The sequence below is a fragment of the Flavobacterium sp. NRK F10 genome (assembly GCF_024054235.1).
Taxonomy (GTDB): domain Bacteria; phylum Bacteroidota; class Bacteroidia; order Flavobacteriales; family Flavobacteriaceae; genus Flavobacterium; species Flavobacterium sediminis.
Genome location: NZ_JAMXLC010000001.1, coordinates 67917 through 89484 on the forward strand (window position 1 = coordinate 67917; position 21568 = coordinate 89484).

20 protein-coding genes and 1 tRNA gene are annotated in these 21568 nt (G+C 34.6%); 17 read left to right on the top strand and 4 right to left on the bottom strand.

Going from position 1 to position 21568, the window contains the following annotated elements; all coding sequences use genetic code 11:
* The first annotated feature begins 2 nt into the window (after positions 1–2).
* The 15 genes from NHF50_RS00245 to NHF50_RS00315 all read left to right on the top strand — a co-directional run bounded on the left by NHF50_RS00245 (position 3) and on the right by NHF50_RS00315 (position 16498).
* Positions 3–959, top strand: a complete 957-nt coding sequence (locus NHF50_RS00245) for a geranylgeranylglycerol-phosphate geranylgeranyltransferase (protein ID WP_109567844.1) — start codon at positions 3–5, stop codon at positions 957–959.
* Positions 952–1536 (top strand): Maf-like protein, encoded by a 585-nt coding sequence (locus NHF50_RS00250; RefSeq protein ID WP_109567845.1) that lies wholly within the window; start codon positions 952–954, stop codon positions 1534–1536. The genes NHF50_RS00245 and NHF50_RS00250 overlap by 8 nt, the downstream gene beginning before the upstream one ends.
* 75 nt (positions 1537–1611) lie before the next feature.
* Positions 1612–4050: a PIG-L family deacetylase gene (locus NHF50_RS00255; RefSeq protein ID WP_252774631.1), complete on the top strand. Its 2439-nt coding sequence runs from the start codon at positions 1612–1614 to the stop codon at positions 4048–4050.
* A 111-nt stretch (positions 4051–4161) separates the two neighbouring features.
* Complete coding sequence (locus NHF50_RS00260) at positions 4162–5841, top strand: sodium:solute symporter (protein ID WP_252774632.1); 1680 nt, start codon at positions 4162–4164, stop codon at positions 5839–5841.
* Positions 5842–6253: 412 nt separating this feature from the next.
* Positions 6254–7372 (top strand): DEAD/DEAH box helicase, encoded by a 1119-nt coding sequence (locus NHF50_RS00265; RefSeq protein WP_252774633.1) that lies wholly within the window; start codon positions 6254–6256, stop codon positions 7370–7372.
* A gap of 27 nt (positions 7373–7399) precedes the next feature.
* On the top strand, positions 7400–7834 hold the full coding sequence (locus tag NHF50_RS00270; protein ID WP_252774634.1) for a cold-shock protein: 435 nt from the start codon (positions 7400–7402) through the stop codon (positions 7832–7834).
* A 25-nt stretch (positions 7835–7859) separates the two neighbouring features.
* Entirely contained in the window at positions 7860–8051 is a 192-nt protein-coding gene (locus NHF50_RS00275; RefSeq protein WP_109567849.1) for a cold-shock protein, read from the top strand.
* A 251-nt stretch (positions 8052–8302) separates the two neighbouring features.
* On the top strand, positions 8303–9754 hold the full coding sequence (locus NHF50_RS00280) for a hypothetical protein (RefSeq protein ID WP_252774635.1): 1452 nt from the start codon (positions 8303–8305) through the stop codon (positions 9752–9754).
* 13 nt (positions 9755–9767) lie between these two features.
* Positions 9768–10379 carry a DUF6705 family protein gene (locus NHF50_RS00285; protein ID WP_252774636.1) on the top strand — a complete coding sequence of 204 codons (612 nt, stop codon included), beginning with the start codon at positions 9768–9770 and terminating at the stop codon, positions 10377–10379.
* Between the two features lie 549 nt (positions 10380–10928).
* Positions 10929–11522, top strand: a complete 594-nt coding sequence (locus tag NHF50_RS00290) for an ABC-three component system protein (RefSeq protein WP_252774637.1) — start codon at positions 10929–10931, stop codon at positions 11520–11522.
* 61 nt (positions 11523–11583) lie between these two features.
* Positions 11584–12027, top strand: a complete 444-nt coding sequence (locus tag NHF50_RS00295; protein WP_252774638.1) for an ABC-three component system middle component 5 — start codon at positions 11584–11586, stop codon at positions 12025–12027.
* The gene (locus NHF50_RS00300) at positions 12014–13933 is read left to right on the top strand and encodes a hypothetical protein (RefSeq protein WP_252774639.1); all 1920 of its coding nucleotides are present in this window, start codon (positions 12014–12016) and stop codon (positions 13931–13933) included. Before NHF50_RS00295 ends, NHF50_RS00300 begins: the two co-directional genes overlap by 14 nt.
* Positions 13934–14206 carry a hypothetical protein gene (locus NHF50_RS00305; protein ID WP_252774640.1) on the top strand — a complete coding sequence of 91 codons (273 nt, stop codon included), beginning with the start codon at positions 13934–13936 and terminating at the stop codon, positions 14204–14206.
* A 43-nt stretch (positions 14207–14249) separates the two neighbouring features.
* Entirely contained in the window at positions 14250–15923 is a 1674-nt protein-coding gene (locus NHF50_RS00310) for a cold shock domain-containing protein (RefSeq protein ID WP_252774641.1), read from the top strand.
* A gap of 185 nt (positions 15924–16108) precedes the next feature.
* Positions 16109–16498: a DUF1398 domain-containing protein gene (locus tag NHF50_RS00315; protein ID WP_252774642.1), complete on the top strand. Its 390-nt coding sequence runs from the start codon at positions 16109–16111 to the stop codon at positions 16496–16498.
* Between the two features lie 179 nt (positions 16499–16677).
* On the opposite strand, the gene NHF50_RS00320 is transcribed toward NHF50_RS00315, so the two are convergent.
* From NHF50_RS00320 to NHF50_RS00335, 4 genes are all read right to left on the bottom strand, one after another.
* Positions 16678–16753 (bottom strand) — tRNA-His (locus tag NHF50_RS00320).
* A 109-nt stretch (positions 16754–16862) separates the two neighbouring features.
* Positions 16863–17579, bottom strand: coding sequence for a bacillithiol biosynthesis deacetylase BshB1 (bshB1, locus tag NHF50_RS00325; protein ID WP_252774643.1), 717 nt, complete (start codon positions 17577–17579; stop codon positions 16863–16865).
* A gap of 46 nt (positions 17580–17625) precedes the next feature.
* Positions 17626–18672: an isochorismate synthase gene (locus NHF50_RS00330; RefSeq protein ID WP_252774644.1), complete on the bottom strand. Its 1047-nt coding sequence runs from the start codon at positions 18670–18672 to the stop codon at positions 17626–17628.
* Between the two features lies 1 nt (position 18673).
* A complete protein-coding gene (locus tag NHF50_RS00335; protein WP_109570548.1) occupies positions 18674–19096 on the bottom strand; it encodes a PaaI family thioesterase in 423 nt (140 codons plus the stop codon).
* Positions 19097–19216: 120 nt separating this feature from the next.
* Here NHF50_RS00335 and NHF50_RS00340 point away from each other — a divergent pair, with 120 nt between their 5' ends.
* Positions 19217–20743: a hypothetical protein gene (locus NHF50_RS00340; RefSeq protein ID WP_252774645.1), complete on the top strand. Its 1527-nt coding sequence runs from the start codon at positions 19217–19219 to the stop codon at positions 20741–20743.
* 18 nt (positions 20744–20761) lie between these two features.
* Complete coding sequence (locus NHF50_RS00345; protein WP_252774646.1) at positions 20762–21406, top strand: DUF1579 domain-containing protein; 645 nt, start codon at positions 20762–20764, stop codon at positions 21404–21406.
* Positions 21407–21568: the final 162 nt, after the last annotated feature.

The following is a 21568-nucleotide window of genomic DNA, read 5'->3' on the forward strand; positions in this document are numbered from 1 at the left end:
AAATGAAATTCCTAAAACTAATACGAGTACAAAACCTTGCTATGATTGCATTCATGCAATATCTATTTCGCTATACGTTCATGAAAGCAGGGACATATACCGAGCTTACTCCGACATATAATTTTCTGGCCTTGTCCCACTTACAGTTTTTCTTATTAGTTTTAGCAACCGTTTGTATCGCAGCGGCAGGTTATGTTATCAATGATATTTTAGATCAGGAAACAGATGCCATCGCCAAAAAACGTATCGTAGGTGTTACCATAACCGAAACCACAGCCTATAATTTATATGTTGGTCTTAATGTCATTGGCGTAGGAATCGGTTTTTATCTTTCCAATGCAATAAACAAACCGAGTTTTGCAACCTTATTCATCCTTACGGCTGCTTTATTGTACATTTATTCCACTACTTTAAAACAAATTGCCGTAGTGGGCAATATCGTTATTGCACTAATCACTTCATTCAGCATCCTTATCATCGGAATTTTTGATCTCGTTCCTTCTACTCACGAGGGAAACATGCTTTGGGAAGGAAATAAAGAACAAATGAAACAAGTTTTCAGCATCTTAACCGATTATGCCATTTTTGCCTTTCTTATCAATCTTTTACGCGAATTAGTCAAAGATGTTGAAGATACCGATGCCGATTATGCTGCCGGAATAGCAACCCTACCGGTTCTGATAGGTAAGAACAGAACCATGAAAATTATTTTTGTACTGTCTATCGTTCCGATAGTACTTTTAGCCTACTACTTAAATAAAAATCTGTATATGTACGACTATGTTGTATATTACGCCTTACTATTTATCATAGCTCCTCTACTCTTTTTTACAATCAAAAGTTGGAGCGCCAAAACACAAAAAGAATTCCACAATTTAAGCACATTATTAAAAGTGATTTTATTTTTAGGAATTCTGTCGATTTGGGTAATCACTTATGCTACCACACATCATGCTTAGAGAAAAATTACAAGACTACCATATTATTTTAGCTTCCGGGTCACCCCGCCGCCAACAATTTTTCAAAGAACTGGATATTGATTTTGAGATTCGGTTGAAAGATGTGGAAGAAATATATCCCGATGCGCTTCGGGCAGAAGAGATTACTGATTTTTTAGCCAAGATGAAAGCAGATGCTTTTACAGATCTTCAGGACAATGACATTCTGATCACCAGTGACACCATCGTTTGGCACGAAGGAAAAGCATTGGGGAAACCCAAAGATTATGAAGACGCTTTCAATATGCTACAATCCATGTGTGGCAAAACACACGAAGTAATCACTTCCGTTTGTTTCAAAACAACACAATTCACAACTGTTTTTTTTGAAAAAACTAAAGTCAGTTTTAAAAACCTATCCGATGAAGCTTTACGGTATTACATCGACAAATACCAACCGTTTGATAAAGCCGGAGCTTATGGCATTCAGGAATGGATAGGTCTTGTCGGAATTGATAAGATCGAAGGTTCCTATGCTAATGTTGTAGGAATGCCAATTGACAAAGTATACGACAAATTACTTAGCTTTTGCAAATGATAATTTACTGTTAAAAGGGCAACTTGAATAAGTGCCCTTTTTTTATTATGTTTATTTTTGAAAAAAACGAAACCGATGCTCAAAAGAATTACGCTGTTTTTTATTTCGATCATATCCCTAAGTTTACAAGCTCAGACTCCTGAAAAACTGAGCTCTAACCAAATTTACGAACGTATTCAAAAACTGAATTTTCTGGGAAAAGTATTGTATGTAGCGGCACATCCTGACGATGAAAATACCAAGTTAATTTCCTATTTTTCTAATTATTACCATGCGGAAACTGCTTATCTTTCCCTTACGCGAGGTGACGGAGGGCAGAATTTAATCGGTCCGGAACTACGCGAAAAATTAGGAGCTATTCGTACGCAGGAATTATTAGCCGCCCGAAGAGTAGATGGCGGTAAACAATTTTTTACCCGTGCCAACGATTTCGGATTCAGTAAAGAGCCGACAGAAACTTTCAGTATCTGGAATAAAGATCAGGTTTTAAGTGATGTTGTTCAGGCAATGGAAAACTTTAAGCCCGACATTGTAATCAACCGTTTCGACCATCGGACACCCGGTACTACCCACGGGCATCACACGGCTTCCGCGATTTTAAGCTTAGAGGCTTACAATAAAATTTCGGTCAAACCGCAACGTGTATTTTTCAATACGTCCTGGTGGTTCTACGGCAGTGAGGAAAATTTTGAAAAAGCAGATAAATCCAACCTTTTAGCCATTGAAGCCAATGTCTATTATCCGCTAAAAGGAAAAAGTAATAGTGAAATTGCAGCATTAAGTCGTAGCCAACACAAATGCCAAGGATTCGGCACAACCGGAACCCGAGGTAACGAACCGGAATATTTGGAACTTTTAAAAGGTACCATGCCTAATGCCGATGATATCTTTGAAGGGATCGATACTTCCTGGAATCGTATTGAAGGCGGAGCCGCTATCGAAGCTATTTTAAAACCGATCGAAGAACATTTCAATTTCAATAATCCGGCCGAACATTTACCGCAACTCATCAAAGCCTACACTTTAATCAACCAATTGAAAGACGATAGTTGGAAAAAACTGAAATCAGAGCAAATTACTTCGATCATTGAAGCCTGTTCCGGATTGTATTTAGAAGCTAAAGCTTCCGTTCCGTACATAACCAAAGGACAAACTTTCAGCCTGAACGTTGAAGCCATCAACAGAAGTCACGCTAAAATTGAACTTAAGGAAATTCAACTCCCTAACGGAAATTTTCCGCAAAACAGAACTTTGGCTACCAATGAAAAAAATGATATTACCCTTGAAAACTATACTTTACCAACTAATGAAGCCTACAGCAATCTATTTTGGCTAAACGAAAAACCTACTGTGGGGATGTATGTGGTTCCAGATAAAGCAGAACGAAATTTACCCGAGATCAAAACACCATTTCCCATTACTTTCCTGTTAAACATAGACGGCATTCCTTTTTCGGTAACCGAAAATATTAAATACAAAACCAATACACCTGAAAACGGAGAAACCTACTACCCTTTTGCGCTCTTACCGGATGTTTCCGTGAGTTTAGTTGATAACGTAAATATCTTTAAACCCAAACAAACCAAAGAGATCAAAGTAAAAGTAAAAGCCAATAAAGCGGATTTCAAAGGTACGTTAGAACTTGATTTAAACTCAGACTGGTCGGTTTATCCGAGCCATCAAGAAGTCAATATAGCGCAAAAAGGCGATGAAAAGATCTATACATTCAAAGTAAAATCACCTTCAGACGAACAAAACACCTCGCTCTTAGCTAAGGTTATTACAGATAATCAGACTTTCAGTAAGCAAATCATTGAAATCAATTATCCGCACATTCCGAAGCAAACCATACTAGAAGATGCCGAAGCCAAAATGGTTACTCTGGATATCAAAACCAAAAAAGAGAGCATCGGCTATTTAACCGGCGCCGGTGACGAAGTAGGACGCTATCTGGAAAATCTTAATTATACCATTACCTATTTAACTCCAAAAGACCTAACTTTAGAAAACCTAAAACAATTTGATGCTATTATTTTAGGAATCAGAGCTTTTAATGTAGTACCGGAATTGCAATACAAAAACAAAGTTTTATTTGAATATGTAGAAAACGGCGGAAATTTAATTGTACAATACAATACCAATCACCATCTGGTAACCCCGGAAATTGCTCCTTACAGCCTGAATTTATCACGCGACAGGGTAACCAATGAAAATGCAAGAATGAACTTTCTGGATTTTAAATGCACAGCATTGAATTCGCCGAATACCATTACCCAAAAAGATTTTGACGGTTGGGTACAGGAAAGAGGTCTGTATTTCCCGAACGAATGGGGCTCTGAATTTCAACCTATTTTGGCAACAGCCGACACCGGAGAAACGGAAAAGAAAGGTTGTTTACTGGTAGCCAAATACGGAAAAGGAAATTATTGCTACACCGGACTGAGTTTCTTCAGACAACTTCCGGAAGGCGTTAGCGGCGCTTATAAATTATTGGCTAACCTTATAGCACTTTAAAAACTATGGAGAAAGACAAACAGCACTGGAAAATGAGCTATACAGTGGTTTTACTGCTCAATGCTATATATATTTTAGTTTTCTATTTACTAATGGAAATCTTCTCTTAATATGGAAAGTTTAGATTGGATCGTATTGAGTTGTACCTTACTTTTTATCGTGATCTACGGTGCGATGAAGACCAAAGGCAGTGCCAACGTTAAAGATTATTTGCTGGACAATAACGAAACCCCTTGGTTTACCGTCGGGATTTCCGTGATGGCTACACAAGCCAGTGCTATTACGTTTCTTTCCACTCCGGGACAGGCGTATCATGACGGAATGGGATTTGTTCAATTTTATTTTGGACTTCCTTTAGCCATGATCGTTATTGCGTATACTTTTATCCCTATTTACCATAAGCTTCAGGTATACACGGCTTATGAATACCTGGAACAACGTTTTGATGTTAAGACCCGTTCTTTAGCCGCTATTTTATTCTTGATCCAGCGCGGATTAGGAACCGGATTAACCATTTACGCACCGTCTATCATCTTATCAGCGCTACTAGGTTGGAATTTAACCATGCTAAATATCATTATCGGGATTTTAGTAATTGTTTATACAGTTTCAGGCGGAACCAAAGCGGTCAATGTAACACAGAAACAGCAAATGTTCATCATTATGTTAGGAATGTTCCTGACGTTCTTTACCATATTGTCTTATTTGCCCGAAGATCTGAATTTTACCAATGCGCTGCACGTAGCCGGAGCCAACGGCAAGATGAACATTTTGGATTTTTCTTACAATCCGGAAACACGTTATACCTTCTGGAGCGGAATCACCGGAGGTTTCTTTCTGATGCTTTCTTATTTTGGTACCGACCAATCCCAAGTGGGACGCTATTTATCAGGAAAATCGATTAAAGAAAGCCAAATGGGACTGATCATGAACGGAATCTTAAAAGTTCCGATGCAATTCTTTATTCTCTTAACTGGAGTTTTGGTTTTCGTCTTTTTCCAGTTCAACGATACGCCGCTGCATTTTAATCCGACCAATGTGGAAAAAGTAAAAAATTCGACCTATAAAGCCGAATATGAAAGCTTAGAACAGGAATTGGAACAGATCAATATTGATAAAAAAGTAGTAAACAAAATATATGTCGAACAGTTGGAACACAACGATTATGACAACCCGACGCTACGCAAACAAATGGTTTCCTTGGCCAACAAAGAAAAAGACCTGCGGGAAGAAGCCAAAGCCGTTATTGCCACAGTGGATAGTTCCTCTGAAACCAATGATAAAGATTATGTGTTCCTCTATTTTATTTTGCATTACCTGCCTAAAGGACTTTTAGGGCTGCTTTTAGCCGTTATTTTCAGTGCGGCCATGTCGTCCAGTGCATCAGGCTTAAATTCGTTGGCAGCCACTACGGCAATAGATATTTACAAAAGAAACGTTCCTGAAAAAGACGACAAACATTATGTGTATGCCACGCAATTTTTCACTCTGTTCTGGGGAATCATTGCGATATTATTTGCCTGTATCGGAACGTTATTTGAAAACCTTATTCAGTTGGTCAACATTATCGGCTCCATCTTTTACGGAACGGTTTTAGGAATTTTTCTGGTTGGTTTTTATATCAAATACGTTAAAGCCAAAGCCATCTTTCTGGGAGCGAGTATATCCCAATTGATCATATTTTATATTTATTATATTGATCTTGTAAGCTTCCTTTGGCTGAATTTTATCGGAGCACTATTGACGATTCTTTTTTCATTGAGTTTGCAGGCTCTGTATAATAAAAAGTAAAATTTTATTTTGTAAATCTCTAATTATCAAAAAAATATAAGGAAATCCATTTTTTAATAAAAAAATTCATATATTTGTAAAATATTTTACAGGCTTCTGCCTTTGCTTTTTCTGACATAGTTTAGGTCAAAATTTTCTTTCTCAGTTTTCGCTTTTTCAGCTGCCATATTTATAACTCACATTTTTCATTTATGAATATTTCCATTGGCAACCTGATCATAAAGCTTGTAAAAGCAACTCTTCATTTTTAGCCGTAAATTAAAATTAACAAAGCTGAAAGTTGTTATTACCTTTTTTCATGCGTTTTGACTTCTCCAAAAAGTCTAATCTCATCTTTCACAATACAAACAAAAAGAAACCAATACCTTATGATTGGTTTATTCAATTACGCCGTTTTTTACGGTAATAAATTATGAATTTCAAAAATTTAAACCTTATAGACCCTATTCTTCAGGCAGTAACTGAAGTAGGGTATACACAAGCTACTAAAATACAGTATCGTACAATACCTTATATTTTAGAAGGCAAAGATCTTATAGGCTGTGCCCAAACGGGTACGGGAAAAACAGCAGCATTTGCTATACCCATTTTACAGCAATTAAGCCAAAGAGCTTATTCAACACCAAACATCAAAACGTTAGTTTTAACTCCAACGCGGGAACTAGCCATACAAATTGAAGAAAATTTCAAAATGTATGGTAAACATTTGCCCTTAACTCACCTTGTTATTTTTGGCGGTGTTTCACAAGAAAAACAGGTATTAGCACTAAAAAGAAAAGTAGATATACTTATTGCTACACCGGGAAGATTATTAGATCTTATGCATCAAGGACACATCGATTTATCCAGACTGGAAATTTTAGTATTGGACGAAGCCGACCGTATGCTCGACTTGGGATTTGTTAACGATGTTAAAAAGATCTTATCAAAAATTCCTAAAAAGAGACAAACACTCTTCTTTTCGGCTACTATGCCTGAAAACATAAGGAAATTTGCAAACTCTATCCTATATCAGCCCGTTGAAATAAATGTAACACCTGTTTCTTCTACTGCTCAGACTATAAAACAATCTGTTTATTTTGTAGAAAAAAACGAAAAAACAAAACTTCTCATCGATCTGTTAAACAATCCGTCTATTCCTCGTTCACTAGTCTTTACACGTACCAAACACGGAGCTAATAGGCTGGCAAGACAATTAGAACAAAAAGGGATTCATTCAGCGGCAATACACGGGAACAAATCTCAAAATGCTAGACAAAAAGCCCTTGACGATTTTAAGACCAGTAAGATACGAGTACTTATCGCTACAGATATTGCTGCCCGAGGAATCGATATTGAAGAACTGCCTCATGTAGTGAACTATGATCTTCCGAATGTTCCTGAAACCTATGTCCACAGAATAGGCAGAACCGGACGCGCCGGAATTGAAGGCACTGCTATTTCATTTTGTAATGATGAGGAAAAAGTGAACCTGAGAAACATTCAAAAATTAATAGGTTTTAATATGCCTGTAAATTCAAATGCAAAATAAATTGTCTAACCCAAAAAGAAAAAATATATGAGTGATTCTTTTTCTAAAAAGGAAAATGCAAAGAAAAAGGCTAAGAAACAACAGGAAAAGGCTCTTAGAAGAGAAGATCGAAAAATAAATAACAATAAAGGTAAAGGATTTGATAACATGATTGCTTATCTTAATGAAGACGGTAATCTAACCTCAACTCCACCCGATTTGAGTAAACGAAAGGAAATCAATCCTGACGATATTTTACTAGGCGCTACACCAATTGAAGAAGAAAAAAAGGAGAGAACCGGTGTCGTTTCATTTTTTAGTCAAAATGGTTATGGATTTATCATAGATGATGAATCCCATGAAAATATTTTTGTGCATAGTAACCAATTATCAGAACCTCTCAAAGAAAAAGATAAAGTGATCTTTGAAAAAGAAAGGACAGCCAAAGGTTATAATGCCATAAACGTAAAAAAAATAAAATAATCAGTAATTTATAACAATAGAAATAATGCAAGAAGGTACAGTAAAATTTTTTAACGCTACAAAAGGCTTTGGATTCATTACTCCTGCAAATGGTAGTAACGATATTTTTGTGCATTCCTCAGCTCTTACAGAGGAAATACGTGAAAATGACAAAGTTGTTTTTGATGTAGAAAACGGAAAAAAAGGACTTAACGCCATTAATGTGAAAAAAGCTTAATCCTTTTTTAGCGAAATAAAATTTCGGAAAAACCTCCGAAACTATTTTAACCACTCTATCAAGAGTGGTTTTTTATTACAAAATAAATAACTTACAAAAAGTTGTATATATTTGTTGGTATATACTAATTACAAGAAATTTTATTACAAATAAACCGTAAAAATAAAATGAGTACGAAAAACCGTAAAATCTCTTTTTTCAAACAGTTTAAATTTGAGCTTAATATTAATTTAGTTCACAATTTATAGTGCATGAAACAAAAACTTAAAAAAATTCTATTTCTAACCCTATTCAGTATATTATTTTTTTCATTTACCAATTGTGAGTATGATGAAAAAGTAAACTTAACTGATAATAGCAATCTACATGAAAAACATTTTAATGTAAGACCTATAGGTTTCGAAGAATTATCTCTAAACAAAAAATTAATTAATAATCTATCTGAAATAAGCGAAAGCATTTCTCAAAGTATCGATGGAAAAATAGTTTATTCTGCAGAAAATGATTTTTATATTGATACCGATTTTGCTACTTATATAGAAGACGATAACGGTTATCATTCCTATACGTTTAGAATTATTAGTGACAGTGCAGAATATCCTTTAGAAAATTTAATTTTATCTTTAAATGACTCTTTGGGTTATGACATGTATGTTGCCCTCTATGATGTTACATCCGATGAAATTCTACAGTTACAAGAGGGTAACGCAATCAATCTTTCGCAAAAATGTACATTATTAAGAGTAAATAACAACACCATAAATACCTCTTCTATTTTTGGGAAAGCCTATTATGATGCTCTTGAAGCTCCTTGCCTTTTGGACGTTAATTTTGTACCTGGTTCTGTTTGTGGTTGTGACGGGCACTCCTATGGTGAATTTTGTACTTGCTTTTCTTCTCCTGCAACTCCCGATCAATGGGTAGAAACTTGGGGAGCTTGTCCTGACGGAAGTTCAGGAGATAATAGTTCATCAGGAGGCGGAGGCTCTGTAAATACTTCCCCTACTACTACATTAGCAAGTCCTTGTAAAAAAGTCAAAAATCTTAACAATAAGGTATCACAATTAAAGCAAGCCCTCATCAATTTAAAAGCAACAACAAGTCAAAATCATGAAAATGGTATATTTTGTGATGTTGATGCTTCTTCATCAAATTCAAATTCAATCCAAAATATTCCCTCAGAAAATTCTTCCGGAGGACAAATAAACCCTGATATGTCTCCTTCAAAAAAATATATAATGATTGCTCACACCCATGACTCTCAAGGTTCTACCGGAAACGGAACATATTCTATTTTTTCATGGGATGATTTAGCTGCTATCAGTAAATTAGCAAAAGACGGACATATTAAAACAAGTGAATTTGTATTTTATGCAATAACGGCAGATAATACACAATACGCAATAACTATAGACGACAGCACTAAATTAAATGCTTTTTTTAATAGTATTTCAGGTTCTGTCGGAACATACGTTAATGGTCAAGATTTAATAGAAAAAGATAAAATTTTTAAAAAATATTATAATTCACCAAATGGTATAAAAGTTGATAGTAATCCTGTAGACGATAAAACAAAATTTTTAAAATTTTTAAAAGAAGCTGATTGTGGTTTAACTCTTTTTGAAATTGATAATAATTTTGAGAATTATACCAAACTTTCTTTAGATAGTAACGGACAGACAAAATCAGAAAACTGTAATTAAATTTGAAAATATCATGAAAACAATATACACTTTATTATCACTATTGATTATAAATTTGATTTATAGTCAAACCATAAAACCTATAAGCAGCTTCTATACTGAAAGTTTGCCTACAACTCCAATTGACCAAGTGTACTACAAAGATGTTTTTAATATGTATGACCCTTTTGTCGGAACTTGGTACTCTCAAAATGGAAATCAGACATTCATTGTAACAATATGGAAACAAACCAAATACCCAAGCGATAACTCCAGTAAGCCATTATATTATATGGATAATCTTTTCGGTCATTATAAATTGGTTGAAAATTATGGTTCTCTTAATGAAGAAATAATTTATACTTCTGAAACAACTTATTTAAATAGCTCACAACTTATCAATACAATTATTAATGGCGACTCTATAGAATTTAATAAAATGACAGCCATAATATATGATATTAATACAAGAAGTGATAATTTTATGTATTATTTTGGCAAAAAAGGATATTTAATTTTTACAATAGATGCTAACAGTTCAAATAGTGCACATTGGGAGATTGAAAATGCTAATGAAGAAAATATGACAGGTATTCCGACACCTGCTTTTATTATTCCTACTGACATTATTTTAACAAAACAATAGAGTTCTTAACACTGTATATTTCAATAGTAGCTTTCCGGTTAACTGAAAGTCACTTTTATAATTAAAATATATAGCCTAAACCGAATATTTAAAGTATATCTAATACAACCTCCGAAACTATTTTAACCGCTCTATCAAGAGTGGTTTTTTTATTACAAAATAAATAACTTACAAAAAGTTGTATATATTTGTTGATATATATTAGTTACCGCCAATGCTAAAAAAACAACGACACCGAATAAAATGAACGACAAAAAAAAATGCCAACCGCACATTCAGGCACATTTGCTTGCCCATACACACGGGCGACCGCTTCGCAAGCAAAAGAGCCTAAATATTTGCCAACGCTTAAATAATAACTATGGAAACAATTAATTTAATAGGAAGCATTTGTTCAATTCTAGGACTGTTAATAGCAATTTTTCTAACGACACAAGTAGTTTCAATAAAGAACAAATTGACAGACAACTCTACGAACAAAGTCAATCAAGAAAAAAACAAAGTTAAAAATGGCGACATTGCAGGACGTGATGTAAATAAATAGGTTTAATGGCAGACGAAGAGAACAAAAACGAAGTAACCCAATCAAACAACACCGTTGAAAATGGTGACATCGCAGGGCGTGATGTAATTAAACCAACCACAATCAACATTGGACGGGTTTCATTTGGTGGTAAATCACAATTGGAAGTGCTTTATGAAAAACTAGAACAAGAAAAGCAAAACTCACCTGTTTTTTCTGAAATGGTTGAAGAATTGATGCATTTTAAATCGTATGCTACAAATACTGAAATTATAGGTCTTGAAAAGAAATTAGAAAATGGAAATAGACTTCGATATTTAAATTTTGCTGAACGAGCAAAAGAGAAATTCACTAAAAAGCTTTTGAAAAATGAACATTCAGAAACAGCTCAACATATTTATGCGTTTCTTTTGGCAAAGGTCTATTCCCGATTTGAGACTCATATTTATTCAAGACTAAACGAAGGACATCCCGAAGAATATATCAATCAACTCGTTGACGAGTTTATTGTTAAACCTCTTGAAGATTTGTTAGGTAACAATTTACTGCACATCTATGAAGATGAAATCAATGGAATGATTTATTTCCTAATGGGCAATTGTCATATAAAATGGAATTAATATGTTAATATATAGCCAAGCTTACGACTTATATCACACTATGTTTAGGATTCTTCAAATAATGGAAAAATCTAAACAAGATTTAGAAGTTGATAAACTTAGAATATTGGATTTTTATTTAGCTTTTCCCGCTGAACTCCTTGAAATAAGAAGTTTTGTTGGATTCAAGAAATATGAAAGATTTCTGAAAGCGGAATCCAACAATTATGAAAGAGTAATTGACAGAAAAAGGCTTTTTTTTAAAATGGAGCATATTCAGATTTCCGCAATGAAAGCTTTAATTTCTTATGATTTATTTGATGCAAACGAATTTAAAAATGGGAAATTAAAAAGAACAGATATACAACTCTCTGAAAGTTTATCAACAAGGATTCAAATAGCAAATGACGAAAGTCAAAATTTAATTACCCTAATTACAGGCCCTCTTGCATCTATGAACCTCTATGGTCATTTAGGACTTAAAGAGAGAACCAATCTAATAGAATTTAAGTATGACGCAGTATAATCCATTTTTAAAGTTAAATCGACTTACCATTTTTACAAAGAATGGCAAAACTGCTTATGACCAAAAGTTTCACGAAGGTGTTAATATTATTCGGGGACATAATAGTGCAGGAAAATCAACAATTGGAAATTTCATATTTTATGTTTTAGGTGGTGACTTTAAGAAGTGGACAACAGCCGCTGTTTATTGCAGTGATGTTTATGCAGAAGTATATATAAATTCGGAACCGATAACAATAAAAAGAACCGTAAGTGACTCAGGAAATCAGCCAATGTCAATTTTTTGGGGAACTTATGAAGAAGCTCTAAAATCAGCAAGTGAAGGATGGCAACTTTTTCCTTATCGTAGAAATGAATCGACCAGTAAAAAAAGTTTTTCTAATGCTTTATTTCTTGCATTAGGATTTCCTGAATTAAGGGGTGATGTTGATAGCAATATAACAATGCATCAGATTTTAAGGATGCTTTACGTTGACCAAAAAAGTTTAACACTTGATTTATTAATGACCGAAAATTTCGATTCATCAATCACAAGAAAAACTATTGCTGATTTACTTTTTGGTGTTTATGATGATTCTTTATATAGTGATAAACTTTCACTTAGGGAATCAGAAAAAGACTTTGATATTAAGAAAAAGCAATTTGAAGGAATCGAACAGATTTTTAAGGCAAGTGATAATGAAACAAATGTAGGTACTATAAATGCTTTAATTGAAGAAAACAACTCGCAGATTAAAAGTATAGATGAATATCTTGATAAATTAACTAAAGAACAAGATGAAACAAATAAAAAATCTGATGAAGAAGAATTAAAGGTTGTTACTATAAAAACCAACCTATTAGCATCAAGGAACAGTTTATCCCTTTTACAGTCTGAAATAAACAAATTTGAATTTGAGCTTCTAGATTCACAAGATTTTATTAGAAGCTTAGAAAAAAGAGCATTGGCATTATCTGACTCATTGCTTACAAGGGAAACTTTCGTAGACTTGAAAATGCATCATTGTCCGAATTGCCTATCTCCATTAGTTCCGGCTGAAGATGAAAATCATTGTGAACTTTGCAAACAGCAACTGCCAGAAGATAAAGGCTCTTCTCAAATAAAAAGAATGCAACAAGAAATTGATAATCAAATTAGGGAATCAAAAAAATTATACCTTGAAAACGAGCATAAACTTTTAGGACTAAAGTCAAGTTATCCAACGCTTGAACAAAAAGTAAGAGCATTTCAAAGAGAACTTGACGAAGCTTTATCAAATGTTAAAACAGTCAGAAATCAAGAATTTGACGAATTGCTTATTAAGAAAGGTGAACTTAGGTCAAAAAATGATTATTTAATTAAACAACTTCGTGCACTAGAACAGATTGACGTATTAAGAAAAGAACTTGCAGGACTTAAAATCAAAATAGATTCATTAAAAGCGAACATTTATTCAAAAGAAGCAGAGCAACGAAATCGCTTACAAAATGCTTTTCAAGTAATTCAGTCTTTAACATTACGTTTGTTGCACAGTGATTTAGGAAGACAAGCTGAATTTAGTACAGGAAAAAAAGTTGAATTAGACTTTGAGAAAAACACTTTTTCATTAGATGGTGAAAATAACTTTTCGGAAAGTTCAAATGTGTATTTAAAAAATAGCGTTCGCTTTGCAATATTTTTCGCTTCATTACAAAAGGACTTTTTTAGACTTCCTAGGTTCATACTTTGCGACAATATTGAAGATAAAGGAATGCAACCAGATAGAAGTCAAAGTTTTCAAAATGAAATCGTGAAATTATCATTTGAATCAGAAGTGAGACACCAAATTATTATAACTACTTCAATGATTTCTCCAGACCTTGATAATACTGAATTATGTGTAGGGGACTTTTATTCGGAAACAAACAAAACATTGAAAATAGAATAAATGAAATCAGCCCCTCACAGCCACACACATTGCCAAGTTGCTACAGCCGACCCTCAAGCCATAACTTGGCAAAGAGTGTGTCTTTCCAAACCCACGACCGACAGACAAACGGACGAAGAAAAAGAAGCACTAGGCGGTAACAGCCGTTTTGCAAAAGCGGGGGTTTCGTGCTTCTATGACAGTGAAGTGCAAAATTTAAGCTTTGTGCATCTAATGAAGTTTAGTGCTGAAAAGCCCCGCCTTCGCAAAGCGGCAAAACGTTATGAGGCATGAAAATAAAGAGCAAACCTACGAACTACAATAAATTTTTATTTTTATGAAAACAGGAATAATAAAGTCTTTTAATAAAAGAAAAAACATAGGATTCATTCTATCAGATTTAGATGGAAAGGAAATTTTCTTTCATAAATCAGCAGTTGATAAACCTGTAGAAATAAATTCAAAAGTTAGCTACGAAGAATCTGAAAATCATAAAGGTAAAATAGCTATTAATATTACTATAGATTCTAATGGAGAAAGTTCCTTAAAAGCAACTACTAAATCTAAAATCGCAAGTTCGGTTGAAATTATACAAAGCATTGCTAGTAATTGGAAATTAGAAGCGAAACTTGAATCACAGAATAATTACTTTTATCATTTACAAGAAGTAACACAAATTCTTGATAATAATAAATACTATATCATTGGACGAAAAGGTTCTGGAAAATCTTCAATAAGTGAACACATTTTCGGTCTAAAAAATCATGATACTTTTACCGAAAAATTAAGTTTTAAAAACTTTCCATTTAATGAACTCTATGGTTTGGATAATCAGAAATACACAGCTCCAAATCAATATATAACGTTATGGAAATACTTAATTTATTCAACGGTTGCACGTTTGATGGTAATGAATGAGAAAATAGATTCCAATGTGAGAAGTAAATTGAAGGAAATCTATCAACCAGACCCAATTAGGTCATTAGCTAGAACAATTAACAATTGGACATCAGCTGAATTTGGAGCAACAGTATTAGGCACAGGTGGTACTTTTAAATTTTCAAAAGATGTTAAAACTCAAACCAATAATTGGATTGATAGAGTAAACGCACTTGAAGATATTATTTTGGAATATTGTGATGATTCAAAATACTTTATAATATTTGATGAACTTGATGAAGACTATAGGTCAATTAAATCGGATGAATATTCTCAATACAATTATTTATTAACTAGTTTATTTAAAGCTGTTCAGGATATTAAATACACATTTAATACAACTTCAATCAATATTTGCCCTTTAGTTTTTCTTCGTGATGATATTTATTCTCTCATTAGGGATTCTGATAAAAATAAATGGAGAGATTTTAAAATTGAAATTGAATGGAATTCAGAAAAAATTAGAAAATTAATAGCTTATCGAATATCAAAAGATGCAAATTATAATTGTGTATTAGATTTCGATAAAGCATGGAACTTGATTTTTGTAAATAATCAAATTAAAGCAGGGAACAGGCAAACAGTTTCTGTAAATACATTTGATTATATCACACGAAGCACTCATTTAAGACCAAGAGATTTTATTCGTTATTTTCAAGCATGTTGTGAAGAAACACTAAATCGACAGAAAGAAAAGATATCTAATGATACAGTGAAATTTGTTGACAGAGCATTTTCTAATTACTTGCGAGATGAGATAATTGATGAGCTAACTCCATTACTGCCTGATATCGAGGAGATTTTACAAGTAATTTCAAATTTAAGAAAACAGGCTTTTAGTATAGATGAGTTTAAATCGGAATACAATAAATACCTCCAAAATAGGACTATAACCGAGGAAAATATTGATTATGTTTTAGACATATTATTTAAATTTAGTGTTCTAGGAAATCAAAATAAAAAGAGGCTAGATATACTATATTTTAAATACATGCAAACTAATATGAATTTAAATCGTGATGAACATTTAATTGTACATCGTGGACTATTTAAAGCACTACAGATAATATAAAAATCACGCCCCATAACACGCGGTCATAAGTAATGCGGGGTGATGTGGTTAATTGAACATGAGTACATTTAATGAAAATTGCAAAGGTTTGATAGGTAAGTGCTTCGAAAACCCGTACTACTCATATCGCCACCGTTACCTGCAAGCTAAAAAATCGCAACTTGAAATAAAAAATATTATTAAATATGTTTACAATAGAGCAAATACACAAAGCATTCCAAAAAGTTAAAAGTGGAGCAGACTTTCCTCAATTTGTCCAAGATTTAAAAGAAATCGGAGTTACACACTATGACAACTTTGTTTCTGATGGACGAACAAAATATTATGGAAAGGACTTTTCCCTTGACGGAGAATCAAAATATCCGAAAATTGAAGTACATAATAGTAGTTCTGCGGAGAAATTGAAATATGCAATTTCAATCCATCAACAAGGACAAACGGATTACCTAACGTTTTGTCAACAAGCAGCAGATGCAGGAGTTGAAAAATGGACAACTCATATGATTGAAATGACCGTAACTTATCTGGACAAAGCAGAACATAAATTGTCTGTTGAACCAATTCCTAAACCTTAACGAATGGATAAAAACCTGCAGGTAACGGAGATACTATAATACTACAAATAAAACAGAGATAAACCTGGAAAAAGTTAAACCACCTACTGGCGGTTAAAATTGTTAGTACTTATAAATTAAAAAGCATTGCTATTTATAAAATACAAAAAGAAAAAGCCCCACAAAATGCGGGGCTTTTCGGGTGAATGATGGGTCTCGAACCCACGACCTTCGGAACCACAATCCGACGCTCTAACCAACTGAGCTACAATCACCATTTTTAATGCTTTTAAGCCATAATACAAACAAAAAGTATGCCTATTGCTTAATTGCGAGTGCAAATATATAACATTTACATTATTTCGCAAACAAAAAAATACTTTTTTTAACGCAAATCCGCTAAGCTATTGACAGCCAAATACCTCTCCGCTGTAAATCCCTCGGCATAATCAACTCCTACGATTCGTCCCATGTCTTGTGCACGATACGTAATACTGTCTAAAAAGTTTTTTGAGGTGATCGGTGTAACCGGTTCTTTAGAATCTTTATCATAAAACTGAGAACCATAAGCCAAAACCGATTCCATTTTCTTATCAATAAATCCTGTAATATCCACTACAAAATCAGGTTCAATGTTATGCCACTGAATATAATGATATACTACTTTCGGACGCCAGGCTTGTTGAGATTGACCGTCCAGTATTGTTTCTATTTTTCGCAATCCCGATAAAAAACAAGCGTCACTTACCAGTTTACTACCTTTTCCGTGATCGATATGACGGTCAAAAACAGCATTACACAACACGATCTCCGGTTGGTACTTACGAATCATTTTAATGATCTCTAACTGGTGTTTTTCATCATTGACAAAGAAACCATCTCTGAACTCTAAATTTTCGCGTACTGAAACGCCCAGAATTTCAGCCGCACTCGTTGCTTCCTGATCTCTGATCTTAGCCGAACCTCTTGTTCCCAATTCTCCCCGGGTCAAATCAATTATCCCGACTTTTTTACCTAATGAGATCTCTTTGGCTATTGTTCCGGCACAGCCTAATTCCACATCATCCGGATGTGCTCCGAATGCTAAAATATCTAACTTCATCTTTCTTCTTTATTTTTAACCTGGCTCTCAAGCCAAGAACTTCATTTTACAAAATTTTCTTCATCGTCACGGCTTTGTTAACCGTTTCCTTAAATTCAGCTTCCGGATCACTTTCAGCAGTAATTCCGCAACCGATATAAAGTGCCACTTCTTTCTCTGACAGCACTTCCATACAGCGCAAATTAACAAATAGATCCGTTTGCTTCGTCTGAGTCTTATTTAACTCTCCGATAAATCCGGCATAAAATCTACGATCATAACCTTCATGCTCTTTCAAAAAATCTAAAGCTACAGCCTTAGGCATTCCGCAAACTGCCGGTGTCGGATGCAACGCTTTAATGATACCGGCCGGATTTTCGTCCATTAATTCCGCTTCAATATCCGTTTTTATATGCTGTATCGTTCCTGCAGTCGCTGTGTAAGGTTCCGATATCGATAACTCTTTTACAAAAGGTGCTAATGTTCGCTGAATAAATTCAGTTACCAACTGCTGTTCCACTACCTCTTTTTGCCCCCAAGACACATCAACTGTTGCTTTAAGACGTGTTCCTGCCAGCGCTACTGTTTTGATTCTTTGATCAGCTACTTTCAATAATTGTTCCGGTGAAGCGCCCATCCACATTCCTATTTTAGGATGAAAAAAACAATACCTGAAAGCCTTTGGATAGAACACTAACATCTTTTGGAAAGTTTCCGTCCAATCCCAACCTGAAACAGCCTGAACTTCTTTTCGGGAAGTTACAATTTTCTCACATTTTCCCGATTGTATTGTAGCAATAGCTGAAGCTACTAATTGTTCAAACTGTATTTTGTCTTCTTCTTTAAAAGAACCTGATGCTTTTGGCTCGGTCAAAAAATTCAGATCTTTCGAAATTTCAAACTCTAAGTAATCCGACTTTTCTTCAGGAATGTAATACACTTCTTCTTGGTTAAAACTCGCTAAGACAAAACCGCTTTCCGTAAATTGTTCAACGGTATACAACACATCATCCTGTTGTAAATGAGCTAGAACCTTATTCTCATCAGGTTTTGCAAATACTACAAAAGGTAGGTTTTGAGCTTTATGATGATTAATGGCTGAAAAAATATCCATCTCAACTTTTTCTTGGCAAAACCATATTGGTCAATTTACACAATGAGATCAAACGATCCTCTTCATCCACAATTCTGATCTCCCAGAGATGTAAGCTTCTTCCTTTGTGAATTATACGCGCCGTAGCATAAACTGTCCCTTCTCTTTTACTTCGTAAGTGATTGGCACTGATCTCAATTCCTCGTACCTCCTGCTTTTCGGGGTTCACAAACATAATGGAAGCGGCACTCCCTACACTTTCTGCTAAAGCTACACTCGCGCCTCCGTGTAATAAGCCCATCGGTTGGTGTACTCTAGGATTAACCGGCATTTTAGCTGTTAAAAAATCTTCTCCGGCATCTATATATTCTATTTCCAACGTAGTCATCAAGGTATTTTTTGATAGATCGTTGCATAATTTTATCACTGCTTCTTTGTCAAACATGTATTCCGTATTTTTTTCAAAAGTACAAATTTCATTCACTCCTGCGAAACACAACAAATCATTTGGTAAAACGTTAACATTTGTAAAAAAAACTTATTTTTACCAAAAATTGCGACAAATATGCGTCATTACATTTATATCCTGGCAATTACTCTGATTGCCTTAGTTTCGTGCCGAAATGATTTTGATTTTGAACCCAGCACCGGAAATTTAAGTTTTTCAAGAGATACAGTATACCTCGATACGGTTTTTACCAATATCGGTTCCAGTACCTATACTTTAAAGGTTTATAATAGAAGTGATAAAAATATTGCTATTCCTAAAATCGAACTGGGAAAAGGCGAAAACTCAAACTACCGCTTAATGGTAGACGGAATACCCGGAAAAACTTTTCAAAACGTCGAACTGTTGGCAAAAGATAGCATGTTCGTTTTCATAGAAGTGACTTCGGATATCTCAGAAGCTAATCCGACCGATTTTTTATATACCGATCAAATTCTTTTCGGCGATTCAGGCAATTTTCAAAAAGTAGAATTAGTTACATTAATTCAAGATGCCTATTTCCTTTATCCGCAACGTTTCGGAAACGGAACTACGGAAACACTTCCTATCGGAGAGGACGAAATTTACGGTTTCTTTTTAGACGAAACTGACCCTGTTAACGGAAACGAACTGCACTGGAACAACTCAAAACCCTATGTCATTTATGGTTACGCAGCCGTTCCGTCTACTAAAACATTAATTGTTGACGCAGGAGCTCGTGTACACTTTCATGCCGAATCCGGTTTAATTGTGGCCAATAATGCCTCATTACAGATCAACGGTACCTATTCAAATACTGAAGAGCTTGAAAATGAAGTGATCTTTGAAGGTGACCGCCTGGAACCCGGCTTTGCAGATGTTCCGGGACAATGGGGGACGATTTGGTTCTCACAAGGAAGTACCAACAATACGATCTCTAACTTAACCGTAAAAAATGCTACTGTAGGACTATTTGTTACCGGAAATGACGGTACAGCCACTCCGACAATTGACATACAAAACACTCAGATCTACAATTGTTCTAACGTTGGAATATTAGCCCGAACCGGAAATATGACCGGACGAAATGTAGTAATTAACAATTGTGGTGAAACTGCTTTATCCTGTAGTTTCGGCGGAAGCTACGACTTTACCCATTGTACTTTTGCTAATTATTGGGCGACACCCAGTCAATATTGTATCATGATTGATGATTATGACGGAAGTCCGGAATATGCCTTAACTCAGGCTAATTTTAAAAATTGTATTGTGTACGGTTCGACCAATCAATCGCTATATTTCAGCAGATACGGAACTAACGATGCAAATTACAATTTCTTATTTGACAGTTGTCTGATTAAATTCATAGACTCTAGTAATCAATTCGGGAACATTGCCGAATATCAATTCGATGGTTCCCATTATAGCAATTGCATTATTGCCGAAATTTACAACAGTAACCTTCCGGATTTTAAAGATCCGGATAACAATGAGATGATTATCGGTGATAATTCAGCGGCAAAAGGAGCAGCAAATACGACCTATTCAACATTCAATGACATTTTAAACAATCCGAGAATAAGTCCCACTGACATAGGTGCTTATAATTTTATTATCTTTGAATAAACTAAAAACGTAAAGATTATGAAAAAAGCATTTGTACCTGTACTCTTAGCGGCACTAACATTGGTAGCCTGTAAAAAAGAAGAACCTAAAGCAGATAAAAAAACTGCTACAGAAACTGAAACTGTCGTAGAAGAAGCCGTTACGGAACAACCAGACTCTGCTACAGTTGCCAAAGCATGGGAAGTCTATATGACACCATCAAATGCACACCACATGATGGCAAAAGATGCCGGAACCTGGGATGCTGACCTTACTTTTTGGATGCCGGACAATCCGGAGCCTCAAAAATCTACTTCTCAAGCAGAATATAAAATGATCTTGGATGGTCGTTATCAGGAATGTATTCATACAGGGAATATGTGGGGAATGCCTTTTGAAGGAAGAAGCATAACTGCCTTTGACAATGCCACAGAAGAATTTATTTCCACCTGGATCGATAATATGGGAACCGGACTAATGGTAACCCGAGGAAAATATGATGAAACTACTAAACAATTAACGATGTTCGGAACTATGGTCGATCCGATAAGTAAAAAAGAGAAAAAAGTAAAAGAAGTAGTTACTTATATAGACGATAACAACCAGAAAATGGAAATGTTCGAAGTCAGTGATGACGGTAAAGAATTCAAAACAATGGAAATTCTTTCTAAAAGAAAAATGTAACGTTTTATTTATCTCATAATTAAAAGCTGTTCTTGTACGAACAGCTTTTTTATTTCCTTAGCAAATAATGCTTTGAACTTCTAAATTTTTAAAATAAATTTGCACTTTCAACAACACAACACCCGATGCAAAGCAACTATATGAAGCGCAGCGGAATAAAAC

Bases quoted from the DNA above. Each gene is read 5' to 3' on its own strand.
- NHF50_RS00275 (WP_109567849.1), top strand. From the start codon at position 7,860: ATGCAAGAAGGTACAGTAAAATTTTTTAACGCTACAAAAGGCTTTGGA.
- NHF50_RS00330 (WP_252774644.1), bottom strand. From the start codon at position 18,672: ATGGATATTTTTTCAGCCATTAATCATCATAAAGCTCAAAACCTACCT.
- NHF50_RS00300 (WP_252774639.1), top strand. From the start codon at position 12,014: ATGACGCAGTATAATCCATTTTTAAAGTTAAATCGACTTACCATTTTT.
- NHF50_RS00280 (WP_252774635.1), top strand. From the start codon at position 8,303: ATGAAACAAAAACTTAAAAAAATTCTATTTCTAACCCTATTCAGTATA.
- NHF50_RS00290 (WP_252774637.1), top strand. From the start codon at position 10,929: ATGGCAGACGAAGAGAACAAAAACGAAGTAACCCAATCAAACAACACC.
- NHF50_RS00250 (WP_109567845.1), top strand. From the start codon at position 952: ATGCTTAGAGAAAAATTACAAGACTACCATATTATTTTAGCTTCCGGG.
- NHF50_RS00245 (WP_109567844.1), top strand. From the start codon at position 3: ATGAAATTCCTAAAACTAATACGAGTACAAAACCTTGCTATGATTGCA.
- bshB1 (WP_252774643.1), bottom strand. From the start codon at position 17,579: ATGAAGTTAGATATTTTAGCATTCGGAGCACATCCGGATGATGTGGAA.
- NHF50_RS00285 (WP_252774636.1), top strand. From the start codon at position 9,768: ATGAAAACAATATACACTTTATTATCACTATTGATTATAAATTTGATT.
- NHF50_RS00335 (WP_109570548.1), bottom strand. From the start codon at position 19,096: ATGTTTGACAAAGAAGCAGTGATAAAATTATGCAACGATCTATCAAAA.
- NHF50_RS00340 (WP_252774645.1), top strand. From the start codon at position 19,217: ATGCGTCATTACATTTATATCCTGGCAATTACTCTGATTGCCTTAGTT.
- NHF50_RS00255 (WP_252774631.1), top strand. From the start codon at position 1,612: ATGCTCAAAAGAATTACGCTGTTTTTTATTTCGATCATATCCCTAAGT.
- NHF50_RS00270 (WP_252774634.1), top strand. From the start codon at position 7,400: ATGAGTGATTCTTTTTCTAAAAAGGAAAATGCAAAGAAAAAGGCTAAG.
- NHF50_RS00260 (WP_252774632.1), top strand. From the start codon at position 4,162: ATGGAAAGTTTAGATTGGATCGTATTGAGTTGTACCTTACTTTTTATC.
- NHF50_RS00345 (WP_252774646.1), top strand. From the start codon at position 20,762: ATGAAAAAAGCATTTGTACCTGTACTCTTAGCGGCACTAACATTGGTA.
- NHF50_RS00310 (WP_252774641.1), top strand. From the start codon at position 14,250: ATGAAAACAGGAATAATAAAGTCTTTTAATAAAAGAAAAAACATAGGA.
- NHF50_RS00295 (WP_252774638.1), top strand. From the start codon at position 11,584: ATGGAAAAATCTAAACAAGATTTAGAAGTTGATAAACTTAGAATATTG.
- NHF50_RS00305 (WP_252774640.1), top strand. From the start codon at position 13,934: ATGAAATCAGCCCCTCACAGCCACACACATTGCCAAGTTGCTACAGCC.
- NHF50_RS00265 (WP_252774633.1), top strand. From the start codon at position 6,254: ATGAATTTCAAAAATTTAAACCTTATAGACCCTATTCTTCAGGCAGTA.
- NHF50_RS00315 (WP_252774642.1), top strand. From the start codon at position 16,109: ATGTTTACAATAGAGCAAATACACAAAGCATTCCAAAAAGTTAAAAGT.